This window comes from Flavobacterium sp. LMO8 (assembly GCF_009495755.1).
Taxonomy (GTDB): Bacteria; Bacteroidota; Bacteroidia; order Flavobacteriales; family Flavobacteriaceae; genus Flavobacterium.
This window is the reverse complement of sequence record NZ_WIBJ01000031.1, coordinates 382,804-396,961: the sequence shown is the minus strand read 5'-3', so window position 1 is coordinate 396,961 and position 14,158 is coordinate 382,804. Positions and strand designations below refer to the sequence as shown.

Below are 14,158 nucleotides of genomic sequence, written 5' to 3'. Positions count from 1 at the left end.
ACTACTTTATTTTAAACAGCAAAAACCAAATCAATTTACTTAAATAAAAAAATCAAATTTTAAATATAATGAGCTCGATATTTATCGAGCTCATTATATTTAAATTATTATAAACTTTCGGTCAGTTTAATTTAACAAGCTATTATTTCTTATTATTATTGTTTTGCTGATTAAATTCTTTAAACAATTCTAACAAATTCATAATAGATTTTATTAGATCGTTTGTTTCAAGAAGTAAAGAGAAATACAATTTACTATTTTTCGGACTCGTTTCAGTAGTTCTAATTCTCGTAATCTGTTTTGTGATTAATTCAGATACCGTTTCTAAAAAAGCGCTTCTCTCCTTTAAAATACCATCTAACTTAGAAAAATCTTCTGTCTTAAAACTATCTTCTAAACGAATAAATAATTCTTGTAATTGGGTATCTACTGTTTTAAGATCACGAATTTGATTGAACTTTAATTTTTTATGATTATTATTAACGTGAGAATAACTATTAGAAGTAATAAATTCAATAGATTGAACCATATCCTGTAAATAACCTAAAATTAAAATATAAAACTTACTCGCTTCTACTGAATTATCATCAAGATTTTTAATAAAATAAAACACATTACTTTTAAGTTCATCAATTTCTTTTTCTAACTTTTTTAATGCATTTTTATTCTCTTTAAGATTATTTAAATCTTGAAGTCCAAGATTATCTATAACATTAGAATAGAGCGAACTTGTTTTTCTTAACACTTTAGAAATTTGAGAAGAACTTTCTACTATCATTTCTTTAATAGTACCTACATCTTCTTTTCTAAGACTTTTAATTTCTTCTTGTTCCTGTACTTTTAATTTGTGTTTTCTTGCACTTCTGTAAAGCAAAATAGCTAACACAAGAATCAAACCTACAAAAGCAAATACTTCTCCAATTTTTAAAATGTAAGCAATTACAAAAGACATTATAAAAGCAACAATTGCAGTAAAAAACCATCCTCCAATAACATTAAACACTCCTGCAATTCTGTAAACAGCACTTTCTCTATCCCATGCTCTATCTGCAAATGATGATCCCATTGCCACCATAAAAGTTACATAAGTAGTAGACAATGGAAGTTTTAAAGAAGTTCCTATAGAAATTAAAATACTTGCTACCATTAAATTAACAGATGCCCTTACCATATCAAAAGCAGGCTCTTCATCTGCATTTTTATATTTTTTTTCTGCTTTTTCAAAACGTTTATCAATATGAATTTGAATACTTTTTGGTAAAAAATAATTAATTCCTTCGCCTAAATATACACCAGTTCTAACAATAAATCTTGAAGCTGAATTTGGAGAAAACTTTTCCACACCATCACCTTGTCTAGAAAGATTTACACCCGTTTCAATAACACTTCTTGCTTTTTTAGATGTCCACAATGTGATTACCATGACCATTCCAGCAAATAAAAGAAAGTAAAATGGCGCTACAATATTATCATTAGCTAAATCTCCCATCATAAAAGTATCTCCTGAAACTCCTGCAGCATTAAAAATTTCATATGAATTAAAAGCAGCAATAGGTACTCCAATAAAGTTAACTAAATCATTTCCAGCAAAAGCTAATGCAAGAGCAAAAGTTCCAATAACAATAATTACTCTTAAAATGTTAACTTTAAACAACCTAGTTAATAGTTGGGATAAAATAGTAAAAAATACAAAATTGAAACCTAAAATCAATAATTGGTTATCTTTTATCCAAGAATATTGATCTTTTGATATAAAAGACACTCCTTTTAACCCCTTAATTAAAATAAAAAAAGTAATGGCAGTGATGGCTAATCCCCCAAAAATAGAACCAATATATTTTAATTTTTTTTCGTAATGAAAGGTGAAGATTAATCTTGAAATATATTGTACAAAACTACCAATACTAAATGACAGCACTACCGATAATAATATACTGTATACAATTTCAGATGCTTTTTTCGTATTAATATAAGCTCCTAAATGATCTAATGTTTCGTCTGTAGTGTATATTTTATAAATAGCTAAGCAAACTGCAGCACCTAATAATTCAAAAATAATAGAAACGGTTGTAGAAGTAGGTAATCCCATCGAATTAAAAACATCTAACAACAAAATATCAGATATCATTACAGCCAGGAAAATAATCATTACATCATTAAAACTAAACATGCTAGGGACAAAAATACCGCTTCGAGCAATTTCCATCATCCCACTAGAAAACAAAGCCCCTACTAATACCCCTAAACTAGCAACAATCATAGTGGTTTTAAAAGAAATTGCTTTAGAACCAATTGCAGAATTTAAAAAATTTACGGCATCATTACTAACTCCAACCACTAAATCGATTATGGCTAAAACACCCAAAACAATTAACATTATAATATAAATCTGTTCCATTCTGTAAGAATTAATTTTATGCAAAAGTCTTTCAAGAAATCTGTTTTTATGTTAACTTAACGTTATCAATTTTAAGAAAAAGTACTTTTTTAAAATAAAAAAAGTTAACTTTATTTATTAATTTAAATCTATTCTCTCATGGCAGTATTAAAAGTAATTGAAGTATTATCTAGCTCAACTATAAGTTGGGAAGATGCAACACGAAAAGCAGTAGCTCATGCAGCAAAATCATTAAAGAACATTCGTTCTGTTTATGTACAAGATCAAAGTGCTTCGGTAAAAGACAATGAAGTAACCGAATTTAGAGTAAATCTAAAACTAACTTTTGAAATAGAATAATTCAATAACAGGTATTTTTTTCAAAAGCGTTCTTTAAAAGAGCGCTTTTTTTATGCTTTTTTTATAACTCAAACAGAATTCTCTGAATATCTTTGCAAAAAAATTAAGCATGACGGCGATAGAAATTCAAAATTATTTTGAAACCATAAAAAAATTGGTCTTAGAATATTCTCCAAAATTTGTAATGGCAATCATTATCCTAATTGTTGGATTATGGGCAACCAGTTTTATCACAAAAACAGCCAAAAAAGTAATGATAAAACGCAATGTAGAATTAACACTTTCTAATTTTATTGGAAATTTGGTTTTCTGGACTTTACGCATTTTGCTTTTTGTAACCGTAATTTCAAAATTAGGCATAGAAACTTCTGCGTTTGTAACTATTTTGGGTGCTGCGGGTTTAGCCATTGGTTTATCATTACAAGGTTCTCTTTCCAATTTTGCAGGAGGAATTCTAATCATTTTATTTAAACCCTTTCGCTTAGGTGATTTTATTGAAGCTCAAGGTGTCTTAGGGACAGTGAAAGACATTAAAATATTTTCAACCGTCATTACATCTCCAGACAATAAACAAATTGTAATTCCGAATGCAGCCTTATCAAATGGAGTTATAACCAATTATTCCGCAAATGGAATTAGAAGAGTAGATTTAATTATTTCTGTAGATTATAAAACCGATTTATCATTAGCAAAATCAACAATAGAAAACGTAATAAAATCAATACCTGAAGTTTTAAACGATCCAGAACCAATGATTTTTATAAATGATTTAGCTGCAAGTTCTATTGATTTTGCTGTACGACCATTTACTCTTACCGATAATTACTGGAAAGTAAAATCAGATGTTTTAGAAAAAACCAAAATTGCTTTTGACCAAGTAGGCATCGAAATTCCTTATCCACATCAAGTGGAAATTCACAAAGAATAAATTTTATTTAGACAAAACGAAATCTTTCAAATAATAAGGTTCAAAATAAGCGACATCAACAAAGTTGCTTATTTTGAATTTTTCAAATGATAATTCACTCATTTCTTTAGAAGATGGGAATATAACTTCTGAATGAAATACAAATTTATCATCGGTTAGAGTATTTTTGAATTTTTCAGTTCCATCACCAACTAAATGAATTTTCTCTGAAATTTCTAGATATGAAGTTTCATCAATTATTTCAGCTTGAGTGTTTCTAATTTGATTGTGGTTTTTGTCGTAAAAAGCCGTAAAAACTTCCATTCTACGAGCGTCAATCATTGGAATGACAATCCCATCTTCAATTTGAATTTGTTTTGCTAAAAGCTGAAGTGTGTCAATAGCAATCATTGGAATATTCAGTGCATAACAAAATCCTTTTGCAGATGAAACTCCTATTCGTAAACCTGTATATGAACCTGGACCTTGACTCACCGCTACAGCATTCAAGTCAGAAAATTGCAATTGATTTTCAGCAAGTAATTCTTCAATAAAAACGTGTAATTTTTCGGCATGAGAAAAATTTTGCTCAGCAATTTCTTTACATGCTATCGTTTTTCCTTCTTTTGCTAAAGCTACAGAACAATTTTTTGTTGCCGTTTCTATGTTTAGAATAATTGACATAATCAGATTTTTGAAATGCAAAGTTAAGAAGATAAACCCGTAAAAAAAATAAGGCGCAGTTACCTACGCCTTATCTACCCAAATTAACTAATAAGAAATCTATTTCTTACTTTCTTTTTTATCTTTTTCGGTTTCCACTCTAATTTTATCATTAGAAACTAAATCTTTAGAAACAGTTGTATAAGGCCCGATTATAATTTCTTCACCTGATTTTAATCCTGAAATAATTTCAATATTGGTATCATCTTGAATTCCTGTTTTAACAACTCTCAATTTTGCTTTATCTCCAACTTTTACAAAAACACACTCATATTTTTTATCACTTTTTGGAGCTGTTCCTTTTTGCTCTTGTTCTTTTTTCTCTAACTCAGCAACAATATCTTTTTTAACTGAAGTAGTATCGTCTTTAATTACTACTGCACTGATAGGCACAGCTACAATATTTTCTTTACGTTTCGTAATAATATCAACCGTAGCAGTCATTCCTGGTCTGAATGGTGAAAAATTAGCTGGCTTTCCTTCTAATAAATCTTGATATGATTCTTTTAAAATTCTAACTTTTACTTTGAAATTCGTAACCTGATCAGCTGTTAAAGTTGAACTTGCCGAATTTGAAATACTAGTAACAATTCCTTTAAATTCTCTTTTTAAATACGCATCAACTTCAATATTCGCAGAATCTCCAATGCTCACTTTTACAATATCATTTTCGTTTACATCAACTTCAACCTCCATATTGTTTAGGTTCGCAATTCTAAGAATTTCTGTTCCCGCCATTTGTTGCGTTCCTAAAACACGCTCACCTAATTCGATATTTAACAAAGAAATAGTCCCGTCAGCTGGTGCATAAATAGTAGTTCTACCTAAGTTATCTTTTGCTTCTGTAACTGTTGCCGAAGCGCTTTGCACTTGATAATAAGCCGATTGTTTATTGGCAACCGCCACTTCATAAGCCGATACAATTCTATCCCATTCAGACTTTGAAATAATTCCTTTATCGAACAATTTTTTATTTCGGTCATAATTGGCTTTTGCTTCTTTAACCTGAGCATCAGCTTGGCTTAATCCAGCTTTTGTAGTTGACATAGAAGCCACAGAACGATTTACTCCAGATTCATATAAATCAGGATTGATTCGTACTAACAAATCGCCTTTTTTAACTTGCTGTCCTTCTTTAATAGGTAAAGCGATAACTTCTCCTGAAACTTCAGATGAAATTTTAACCTCAATTTCAGGTTGAATTTTTCCTGTTGCCGAAACCGTTTCTACAATTGTAGTTTGAGCAACTTTAGATAATTCAACAACTTTTGAATCATCATTATTTCCGATAACGCCACCTTTTTTAAGTCCAACTAATAACAAGATTAATCCGATTGCACTTCCTAATAAAATGAATATGGTTTTCTTTGACATGACTAGGTATTTATGTTTTATTATTGTTTTTTAATTAATGGAATTCCGAAATAGAATTCTAATATTTTGGTTCTGAAAATATAATCGTATTTGGTTCTTAAAACTTCTGATTGTGCGTTTACATACAATGTTTGAGCCTGATTAAAATCAAAAACATTGATTAATCCAACTTCGTATCTTGCTTTTGCATATTCAAACGATAACTTTCGTGCTTCTAAAGTTGTTTCTGCTGCTTCATAACTTTCTTTAGCTGAATTTGCATCTGTATAAGCCGTAAAAACAGTTCGCTCAATATCTAATTCTTGTTGTCCTAAATTTAATTTAGCTCTTTCTAATGCAATTTTACTTCTTTGAACATTGTTTCTTGTTGCAAATCCGTTAAAAATAGGAACCGATATTTGCAAACCAAAATTTTGTCCTTTATTATTACTAAACTGATCAAAAACTGGCTCTGGTTTTCCTAAAATAGGAGAAAAATTTGGTTGAAGTACAGATTGCCCAGTTCCATCAACATAACCAATAACAGATGTTGGATTATCAGCATTTGGTTGAATTCCTACAACTCTATCACTATAAGCTGCTCTGGTACTAAAACTATAAAAACCTGAAATTGTTGGTTGATAAGCTCCTCTTGCAATTGCAACATCTTTTTCGGCTAATTCCACATTTGATTGTGCTATTTTTAACTCGGTTCTTGTTTCTTTTGCTTTTTGCATGATATCTTGAGACGATTGCAATAATATCTCTGAATTTAAAGCTGGAATCTGATTTTCATCAATATCAAAATTTTCAAAATCTTCTAATCGTAATAATTGTGCTAAGCTTAATTTAGAAATTAATAAAGCATTTTGTGCTGCAATTACTCTTTGTGTATCCGATGCAACCGTTGCTTTAATGTCTAATAAATCTCCATTTGGAACAACTCCTGCTTCAACCAATTCTTTAGTTCTTTCCAACTGTTGTAAATTGTATTCTTTCTGTTGTAATTGAACTTTTAAGTTTTCCTTGTTAAACAAAATTTGCAAATAAGCATTCGCCACATTCAAAGCAATATCCTCTTGCATTTTTGTCAGTTGATATTGAGAAGCAATAATTTGTAAGTTTGATTTTCGAAGTTGTAATTGATTTCTTAAACCATTATATATGTCGATTCCAACATTTAATCCTGCAGAAGTAAACTGAGTGGTTTGATTTTCTAACAAACCCGTAGTTATATTTTGATTTAAACCAATATTCCATGAGTGGGAAGCATTACCATTGATGTTTGGCAAAAATGCACCAACAGCATCTTTTTTATTAATACTTGCGTTTTTCAAATCTAACTCTGACTGCTGAACAGAAATATTATTTTTAATAGCATAATCTACACACTCTTCTAAAGTCCATTTCTTATCCTGTGCTGAAAGTTGAAAACCAACCAACAATAGAATTAGAAGTATTTTTTTTGTTATCATTTTATGTGCTTTAATTCTCATTTCCTATAAGACCTCTATTTCATTATTTTGTTACAGCATATCGATTAAAATTTTACTTTTACATCGAAAAAAATCGAACTTATATTTTGCCATAATGAAAACAATTATTGCTTTTACTCTTATGTTTTGCTTATTTTTTGCGGTGATTTCTTGCGGAACCACTAGTAAAATAGAAGCGCTAAAACCTGCACCGTCAAACAATGCTCCTGTGGTTTATAAAAACAAAACTTCGTTTGTGGCCATGCCTGTTGAAATTACATTAAAAGAAATTGAAAGCCAGTTGAATAAAAATTTAACTGGATTAATTTATAACGATTCGATTTTGAGTGATGACAAAACAGAAATGAAAATTTGGAAAACAGCTCCTATCAAATTAACTGAAAAAGACGGAAATATTGTTTCGGTTATCCCAATGAAAATTTGGGCAAAATTCAAATACGGAACCGATTTTATGGGTTTAAATGATACTCGTGAAATTAATTTAAACGGATTTATAACTTTAAACAGTAAAACTCATTTAACCAATTGGAAACTAACAACTTCTTCAAAAATTGAAGATTTTAAATGGAGTGAAAGTCCAAGTATTTTAGTTGCAGGTAAAAATGTTCCAATTACTTACATTATCAATCCAACACTGAGTATTTTTAAATCGAAAATTGCAAAAAAAATTGATAAAGCTATTGACGAAACTTGCGATTTCAAACCACAAGTATTGTCTGTTTTAGAAAAATTGAGTACCCCATTTTTAACTAACGAGCAATATGAAACATGGTTCAAAATGGTTCCGATGGAATTATATGTAACCGAAGCCAAGCTATCAAAATCAAAAATCACTTTGAAAATGGGTTTAAAATGCAACATGCAAACTATGGTGGGACAAGAACCTAAAAACAGTTTTGATGCTACCAAAATTGTATTAAAACCTGTAGCTTCAATTCCGGAAAACACTACGGCTTCTGTGGTGGCGGTTTCTACTTATGAAAGTGCGAGTAAAATTGTGACTAAAAATTTCCAAGGTCAAGAATTTGCCTCTGGAAGTAGAAAAATTACAGTACAAAAGGTTGATTTATGGCAAAAAGACGAAAAAATGATTATTGCTTTAGATATTTTAGGAAGTATTAACGGCACCATTTATTTGTCGGGAATTCCGAATTACAATACTATTTCGAAAGAAATTTACTTTGACCAAATGGATTATGTGCTAAATACAAAAGGGATTTTAACTAAATCAGCAAATTGGCTTTTACAAGGAACTATTTTAAGAAAAATTCAAGAAAACTGTCGCTACTCTATAAAAGGAAATTTAGAAGAAGGCAAGAAAAGTATGAATCCGTATTTATCAAATTATTCGCCTATGAAAGGTGTTTTTGTAAACGGAACATTGAACGATTTTGAATTTGAAAAAGTAGAATTAACCGATAAAGCTATTATTGCGTTTATAACCACTTCTGGAAAAATGAATATTAGAATTGACGGAATGGAATAAAAAATCAAACTTTGTAATTCTGAACTCGTTTCAGAATCTTAAGATTTAAACTTTTGGTTTTGAGAAGCTGAAACGAGTTCAGCTTGACAAGATTCTCTGTCTATTCTGATTTCTTCTTTCCATATTTCAATCGGTAAATAGCATAACCTAAAATACCAACTAAAACATATGGAATTGCCATTAAATATACAATTCCGTCGTTAACCGCTTCTGCTTTTACTCCACCTTCTTCGCTTTCAAGAGCTGCACGACACATCGCGCATTGAGCTTGAGTTGAGAGAGAAAAGAAAAAAGAGAAAAGAAAAAAGAAAAACACCTTCATCTTAACACCTCTTTGATCTATTTTCTTTGTTCTATATTCTTTAGTTTGCATAATACGGAGAAATCATTAAATACACCACAACTCCTGTAACGGCAACATATAACCAAATAGGAAATGTAATTTTTGCTATTTTTTTATGTTTATCAAATTGTTGTGACCAAGCTTTTACATACGTAGTTAAAACCAGTGGAATAATAATGATTGATAATAGAATATGAGTAATCAATATAAAATAGTACACATATTTAATCGCTCCTTCTCCACCAAACTTTGTAGAATCTGAAGTCATGTGATACGCTACATACATTCCTAAAAAAGCAATTGAACATGCAATTGCGGTCTTCATTAAGTTTTCGTGTAACTTTCTATTTCCATTTTTGATGGCGATAACCGCTGCAACCAAAACAACAGCCGTTAATCCGTTGATTGTTGCATAAATTGGCGGTAAAAAAGATAATGGTTGTACATCATAGCCTAACTTTCTTAGGTTAACTACTAAAAGCAATGCCACAACAGCTGGTATAGCGACTGATAATACTACAATTAGTTTGTTATATTTTGTTTCTTTATTCGTTTCCATTTTATTTGTTTTTAAACATATCAGTCATATAAGCTAAACTTGAAATTTTATTTTCACCTTTTAAGGAGTTTAAGCTCATATGAATTTTGAATATTGTTATTGAAATTGCTCTTGATATTGACAACTATTCAGCTAATAATTTTTTAATATCTTCTTTAATGGCTTCAACACCTGAAGCTTCTAACCCATCGTAATACAAAATTGGATTTCCTTGTGCATCTTTTCTGCATCTGATTTTTCCATCTTTATCTACTAAAGCAAATAAACCTGAGTGCTCAAATCCACCAGCTACTTTATTGTTTTCGCCAGCGTATAAGTTAAAACCTTTGTTAGCCAAGCTATATATATACTCTTTATCACCTGTTAAAAAATGCCAATTGTAATGTTTCACCCCTAATAAATTAGCATGCTCTTTCAATACTTGAGGAGTATCTTTTGCAGGATCAATCGTAATTGAAGCTATTCCGAAATTAGGATTCCCATAAAACTCTTCTTGCAATTGCAGCATACTTTGATTCATTTTTGGACAAATCGTAGGACAAGTTGAAAAGAAAAATTCCACCACATATACTTTTCCTAAATAATCTTTGTCCGAAATAGTTTTATTATCCTGATTTGTCAATTTGAATACTGGAACAGGGCCGATTTCTACTAAATCTGATTTTTGAAATTTCGCAATAATTTTAGGTACTGCCCAAATTCCGAAAATCAATATAATAAAAGAAATACCTATGTATGATTTATTTTTCATGGCAAATTACTTTTGTTTTTCAATGTTTTCTTTGATATTATCTCTAAAAGCATCTTTTCTTTCGTTTTTATTCTTTTTTAAAGCCAAACGATATTCGCGTAAAATAATCTTTATATCATCTGTCATTTCATTGTGTAAATCGGCAGCTGAAATTGTATTGTAGCTTTCTTTATATTCGTTTTCGCCTTTTCTGTTTTTACCCTTTCTACCACGATGATTCAATTCTTTATCAACTATGATAACAGCTGGTGTTCCTTTATTTTCATCTAACTGACCGTTCAATTTGAAGCTATCATAAAACGATTGAATTTCATATGGCAAAGCAAACACAAACTTCCATCCAGTCATATCGCCTGTGATTGGAGCTAATTCATCAATGATTTGTTGGCACTCTTTTTCCTTTCCTGAAGGAACCACCATAATCATTTGAAAATCTTTAAAACCTTTGTATTTGTTGTAAATTTTTTGATTCAGATTAAAGAAATTACCACGATTTGTAATTACTTCTGTACCTACAAAACCTAAAACTGTAATTTTTCCTTTCATTGCCTGTTTTGTTCCATCTAAACTTGACCAATAAGAAGGAATTTCTTGATTGTTCTTAGAAATCGTTGGTAAAAAAAGAGAATTATGAGATGCCGTAGAAAACACCAAATAAATAGCGATAGGCAATATAAAAAGTGAAATAAGGACTAATTTATTTTTCATTAGATGAAACTAATTTTGTTCATACAAAAGTAAAAAAAATCCCGATGTAAATCGGGATTAAATATTAGAAACAAGTGTTAAAATATCCACTTTAAGTGACCTGTTTTGAAAACTTCATAAACGTAATCTCCTTCTACTAACAAAATAAAACATAAGTAAAGGATTAAGAATATAACTGTCCAAACAATTGATCTTCTGAACCATTTTTTTTCACCTTCCATGTGCATGAATGCCCAAGTAATGTAGTATGCTTTAACAATAGTTAAGATAATGAATAACCAGTTTAGATAATTCATTCCTAAAAAATTATTGAAATATAATGCTTTAGGTTTATAGATTCCGAATAAAACCTCTACGATAGTAATTACAGATAGAATTCCAAAAACTATCCAAATTCTCTTTGTATTTGATTCGTGTGCGTGTGCCATGATATACTTTTATTATATAATTATACTAAATAGAAGAAAGTAAATACGAATACCCACACTAAATCGACAAAGTGCCAGTATAATCCAACTTTTTCAACCATTTCGTAGCTTTTTCTTTTCTCGTAAGTACCCAATAACACATTAAAGAAAATGATGATATTAATTAATACTCCTGTAAATACGTGGAATCCGTGGAAACCTGTAATGAAGAAGAAGAAATTAGCGAATAATTTATGACCGTATTCGTTTCTAACTAAGTTAGCACCTTCAACTACATATTTAGCGTCTGCTAATCTTTTTAAAGACTCTTCTCTTGATAAAACAGTTTTATGCTTTTCAGCATTCAAAAATTCAGAACGAATTAAAATCGACTCATCAGCTTTGAAACCTTCTACTACTTCATTAACAGAATAAGTTGGTAAAGTAGCTTCGTCCATGAACCAAACTCCGTTACTTCTTTCGTGTTGTGTTCTTTCTTCATGTAATGTAGCAGAAAAATCAGCAAGAGCAACTCTTTTGAAAGTTCCATCTTCTTGTTTTTTAACAAACTGTAAGATTGATCCACCTTTAGTTTCAACTGCACCATATTCTCCTTTGATGAAGTTTTTCCATTCCCAAGCTTGAGAACCCAAGAAGATAAAACCACCAATAATAGTTAAAAACATGTAGAACGCTACTTTTGTTTTTTTCATATGATGACCAGCATCAACAGCTAAAACCATAGTAACTGAAGAGAAAATTAAGATAAAAGTCATTAACGCTACATAATACATTGGTGCATTTACACCATGTAAAAATGGAAAGTGGTTAAAAACTTCATCGGCGATAGGCCAAGTTTCAATAAATTTAAATCTTGAAAAACCGTACGCGGCTAAGAACCCAGAAAAAGTTAATGCATCTGATAAGATGAAAAACCACATCATCATTTTACCATAGGTTGCTCCTAATGGTCCTGGACCTCCGTCTAAAGCGTGTTCGTCTGAAATAACTGTCGCTCCCATAAATTTTTTAATTGTTAAAAAGTTCCCAAATTTATTATTTTTTTTCTATTTGAAAAAATAGAAAAATAAAAACAAATAAACCCAAATAAAATCCATAAAGTGCCAATACATCGCACTTAGCTCTATACCAAGGGTTTGAGCCGAATTGTATTTTTGTTTATAATGATTATAAATTACTACTAAAAGCGAAATAATACCTCCTAAAAGGTGAGCAATGTGAACCAAAACAGCAATATACAAGAATGAAGTTGTTACATTACTTTCACTTCCTGTAAAGAAATAACCATTTTCGATTACTTGTCCAAATCCTTTAAATTGTAATACTATAAACGCAATTCCAAGCGCTAAAGTAAGCAATAAAAAGGTTGTAGCCATACTTCTGTTATCTTTTTTTGTAGCTTGTAATGCTAAATAAAAAGTAAAACTACTTACTAACATAGCTACTGTACTGATTACAAATGCAGAAGGCAAAACAAAATCTTTTAACCAATCAGGTCTTGACTTACTTACTACATAAGCACTAGTTAATCCAGCGAAAATCATACAAATACTTATCATTCCAAACCACAACAACAATTTGTAGGTTTTGCCTTTGCGAGCTTGTTCTTCTTCCAAAGTCATTCTATTTTCCATAACTATCGTAAAAATTTATCTATAACATATATTATTTGCAACAAAGAAATATAAGACACACTTACTATCATTAGCTTTCTTGCTGCTTTTGAATCCATTTGTTTGTGTAATTGCACCGCATAAAACAACATCCATAATCCTAATAAAAACACGATTAAAGCTGCTATTTTCGATAAAATTAAGTTTCCGGTAAATCCGAAAGCTGGAATTATCGAAGCTAAAATCATCCAAATGGTGTACAGTATAGTTTGAAGAGCCGTTTTCTTATCTCGCTCTCCTGTTGGCAACATGAAAAAACCTGCTTTTTTGTAATCGTCGTATAAAAACCAGCCAATTGCCCAAAAGTGTGGAAATTGCCAAAAGAATTGAATAATAAACAAAGTTCCTGCTTCAATTCCGAAGTGACCTGTTGCTGCTACCCAACCTAGCATGAAAGGAATAGCACCTGGAAAAGCTCCAACAAAAACAGAAAGCGGAGTTAAAGTTTTTAAAGGCGTGTACAAACTCACATACATGAAAATCGAAATCGCACCAAACATAGCGGTTTTAGGATTTACATTGTATAAAATAGCTAATCCTAAAATGGTTAAAACGCAACCTAAAATAAAAGCATTTTGTTTAGAAATACGACCAGAAGGCAATGGACGATTTTTAGTTCGGTCCATTTTGGCATCTAATTCAATTTCGATGATTTGGTTGAAAACATTGGAAGCACCAACCATGCAATAACCTCCAACGATTAATAGTAGTAAAACTAGCCATTGAAAAGGTTGTTCCTCATTAAATCCTAACAAATATCCTGCAATGGTAGAAACCACTACACTAATAGATAAACGCGCCTTTGTAATTTCTACAAAGTCTTTGTAAAGAGATTTTTTGACTTGAGGCTGTGTATTCGTGTCCACTTTAGTGTTTTTCGCTGTGAAATTGCGCGCAAAGATACGATATGAAAATTAGAATTTAGAATTTAGAATTTAGAAAATTAGTTAAAAGTGGGAATTATTGAATAGTTAACCAAAAAACACTTTGAAAT

15 protein-coding genes are annotated in these 14,158 nt (G+C 30.5%); 3 read left to right on the top strand and 12 right to left on the bottom strand.

What is annotated here, in order from left to right; genetic code table 11:
• Positions 1 to 142 precede the first annotated feature (142 nt).
• Positions 143 to 2,398 carry an inorganic phosphate transporter gene (locus GFJ94_RS09745; RefSeq protein ID WP_153201344.1) on the bottom strand — a complete coding sequence of 752 codons (2,256 nt, stop codon included), beginning with the start codon at positions 2,396 to 2,398 and terminating at the stop codon, positions 143 to 145.
• A gap of 138 nt (positions 2,399 to 2,536) precedes the next feature.
• On the opposite strand from GFJ94_RS09745, the gene GFJ94_RS09740 reads away from it, so the two are divergent.
• Both GFJ94_RS09740 and GFJ94_RS09735 read left to right on the top strand, forming a co-directional pair.
• Positions 2,537 to 2,737, top strand: coding sequence for a dodecin family protein (locus tag GFJ94_RS09740; RefSeq protein WP_153201343.1), 201 nt, complete (start codon positions 2,537 to 2,539; stop codon positions 2,735 to 2,737).
• 109 nt (positions 2,738 to 2,846) lie between these two features.
• The gene (locus GFJ94_RS09735) at positions 2,847 to 3,665 is read left to right on the top strand and encodes a mechanosensitive ion channel family protein (RefSeq protein WP_153201342.1); all 819 of its coding nucleotides are present in this window, start codon (positions 2,847 to 2,849) and stop codon (positions 3,663 to 3,665) included.
• 3 nt (positions 3,666 to 3,668) lie between these two features.
• Here GFJ94_RS09735 and tsaB read toward each other — a convergent pair whose 3' ends face one another.
• The 3 genes from tsaB to GFJ94_RS09720 all read right to left on the bottom strand — a co-directional run bounded on the left by tsaB (position 3,669) and on the right by GFJ94_RS09720 (position 7,195).
• Positions 3,669 to 4,328, bottom strand: a complete 660-nt coding sequence (gene tsaB / locus GFJ94_RS09730; RefSeq protein ID WP_153201341.1) for a tRNA (adenosine(37)-N6)-threonylcarbamoyltransferase complex dimerization subunit type 1 TsaB — start codon at positions 4,326 to 4,328, stop codon at positions 3,669 to 3,671.
• Between the two features lie 99 nt (positions 4,329 to 4,427).
• Positions 4,428 to 5,741, bottom strand: a complete 1,314-nt coding sequence (locus GFJ94_RS09725; protein ID WP_153201340.1) for an efflux RND transporter periplasmic adaptor subunit — start codon at positions 5,739 to 5,741, stop codon at positions 4,428 to 4,430.
• A gap of 20 nt (positions 5,742 to 5,761) precedes the next feature.
• Positions 5,762 to 7,195, bottom strand: a complete 1,434-nt coding sequence (locus GFJ94_RS09720) for a TolC family protein (protein ID WP_153201339.1) — start codon at positions 7,193 to 7,195, stop codon at positions 5,762 to 5,764.
• A gap of 115 nt (positions 7,196 to 7,310) precedes the next feature.
• Between GFJ94_RS09720 and GFJ94_RS09715 the strand changes: the two genes are divergently transcribed.
• Positions 7,311 to 8,702 carry a DUF4403 family protein gene (locus GFJ94_RS09715; RefSeq protein ID WP_153201338.1) on the top strand — a complete coding sequence of 464 codons (1,392 nt, stop codon included), beginning with the start codon at positions 7,311 to 7,313 and terminating at the stop codon, positions 8,700 to 8,702.
• A 100-nt stretch (positions 8,703 to 8,802) separates the two neighbouring features.
• Here GFJ94_RS09715 and GFJ94_RS09710 read toward each other — a convergent pair whose 3' ends face one another.
• The 8 genes from GFJ94_RS09710 to cyoE all read right to left on the bottom strand — a co-directional run bounded on the left by GFJ94_RS09710 (position 8,803) and on the right by cyoE (position 14,030).
• A complete protein-coding gene (locus GFJ94_RS09710; RefSeq protein ID WP_203228653.1) occupies positions 8,803 to 9,075 on the bottom strand; it encodes a hypothetical protein in 273 nt (90 codons plus the stop codon).
• A complete protein-coding gene (locus GFJ94_RS09705) occupies positions 9,065 to 9,604 on the bottom strand; it encodes a DUF420 domain-containing protein (RefSeq protein ID WP_153201337.1) in 540 nt (179 codons plus the stop codon). Before GFJ94_RS09705 ends, GFJ94_RS09710 begins: the two co-directional genes overlap by 11 nt.
• Positions 9,605 to 9,728: 124 nt before the next feature.
• Positions 9,729 to 10,355, bottom strand: coding sequence for an SCO family protein (locus GFJ94_RS09700; RefSeq protein WP_153201336.1), 627 nt, complete (start codon positions 10,353 to 10,355; stop codon positions 9,729 to 9,731).
• A 6-nt stretch (positions 10,356 to 10,361) separates the two neighbouring features.
• Positions 10,362 to 11,063 (bottom strand): hypothetical protein, encoded by a 702-nt coding sequence (locus GFJ94_RS09695; protein WP_153201335.1) that lies wholly within the window; start codon positions 11,061 to 11,063, stop codon positions 10,362 to 10,364.
• A gap of 77 nt (positions 11,064 to 11,140) precedes the next feature.
• Positions 11,141 to 11,491 carry a cytochrome C oxidase subunit IV family protein gene (locus GFJ94_RS09690; protein ID WP_153201334.1) on the bottom strand — a complete coding sequence of 117 codons (351 nt, stop codon included), beginning with the start codon at positions 11,489 to 11,491 and terminating at the stop codon, positions 11,141 to 11,143.
• Positions 11,492 to 11,511: 20 nt separating this feature from the next.
• The gene (locus tag GFJ94_RS09685) at positions 11,512 to 12,492 is read right to left on the bottom strand and encodes a cytochrome c oxidase subunit 3 (RefSeq protein ID WP_153201333.1); all 981 of its coding nucleotides are present in this window, start codon (positions 12,490 to 12,492) and stop codon (positions 11,512 to 11,514) included.
• Positions 12,493 to 12,537: 45 nt separating this feature from the next.
• Positions 12,538 to 13,125, bottom strand: a complete 588-nt coding sequence (locus tag GFJ94_RS09680; protein ID WP_133608397.1) for a cytochrome c oxidase subunit 3 — start codon at positions 13,123 to 13,125, stop codon at positions 12,538 to 12,540.
• Positions 13,126 to 13,127: 2 nt separating this feature from the next.
• The gene (gene cyoE / locus GFJ94_RS09675) at positions 13,128 to 14,030 is read right to left on the bottom strand and encodes a heme o synthase (protein WP_162523834.1); all 903 of its coding nucleotides are present in this window, start codon (positions 14,028 to 14,030) and stop codon (positions 13,128 to 13,130) included.
• Positions 14,031 to 14,158 lie beyond the last annotated feature (128 nt).

Coding starts and splice junctions, on each gene's coding strand:
- GFJ94_RS09745 (WP_153201344.1), bottom strand. CDS start 2,398: ATGGAACAGATTTATATTATAATGTTAATTGTTTTGGGTGTTTTAGCC.
- GFJ94_RS09740 (WP_153201343.1), top strand. CDS start 2,537: ATGGCAGTATTAAAAGTAATTGAAGTATTATCTAGCTCAACTATAAGT.
- GFJ94_RS09735 (WP_153201342.1), top strand. CDS start 2,847: ATGACGGCGATAGAAATTCAAAATTATTTTGAAACCATAAAAAAATTG.
- tsaB (WP_153201341.1), bottom strand. CDS start 4,328: ATGTCAATTATTCTAAACATAGAAACGGCAACAAAAAATTGTTCTGTA.
- GFJ94_RS09725 (WP_153201340.1), bottom strand. CDS start 5,741: ATGTCAAAGAAAACCATATTCATTTTATTAGGAAGTGCAATCGGATTA.
- GFJ94_RS09720 (WP_153201339.1), bottom strand. CDS start 7,195: ATGATAACAAAAAAAATACTTCTAATTCTATTGTTGGTTGGTTTTCAA.
- GFJ94_RS09715 (WP_153201338.1), top strand. CDS start 7,311: ATGAAAACAATTATTGCTTTTACTCTTATGTTTTGCTTATTTTTTGCG.
- GFJ94_RS09710 (WP_203228653.1), bottom strand. CDS start 9,075: ATGCAAACTAAAGAATATAGAACAAAGAAAATAGATCAAAGAGGTGTT.
- GFJ94_RS09705 (WP_153201337.1), bottom strand. CDS start 9,604: ATGGAAACGAATAAAGAAACAAAATATAACAAACTAATTGTAGTATTA.
- GFJ94_RS09700 (WP_153201336.1), bottom strand. CDS start 10,355: ATGAAAAATAAATCATACATAGGTATTTCTTTTATTATATTGATTTTC.
- GFJ94_RS09695 (WP_153201335.1), bottom strand. CDS start 11,063: ATGAAAAATAAATTAGTCCTTATTTCACTTTTTATATTGCCTATCGCT.
- GFJ94_RS09690 (WP_153201334.1), bottom strand. CDS start 11,491: ATGGCACACGCACACGAATCAAATACAAAGAGAATTTGGATAGTTTTT.
- GFJ94_RS09685 (WP_153201333.1), bottom strand. CDS start 12,492: ATGGGAGCGACAGTTATTTCAGACGAACACGCTTTAGACGGAGGTCCA.
- GFJ94_RS09680 (WP_133608397.1), bottom strand. CDS start 13,125: ATGGAAAATAGAATGACTTTGGAAGAAGAACAAGCTCGCAAAGGCAAA.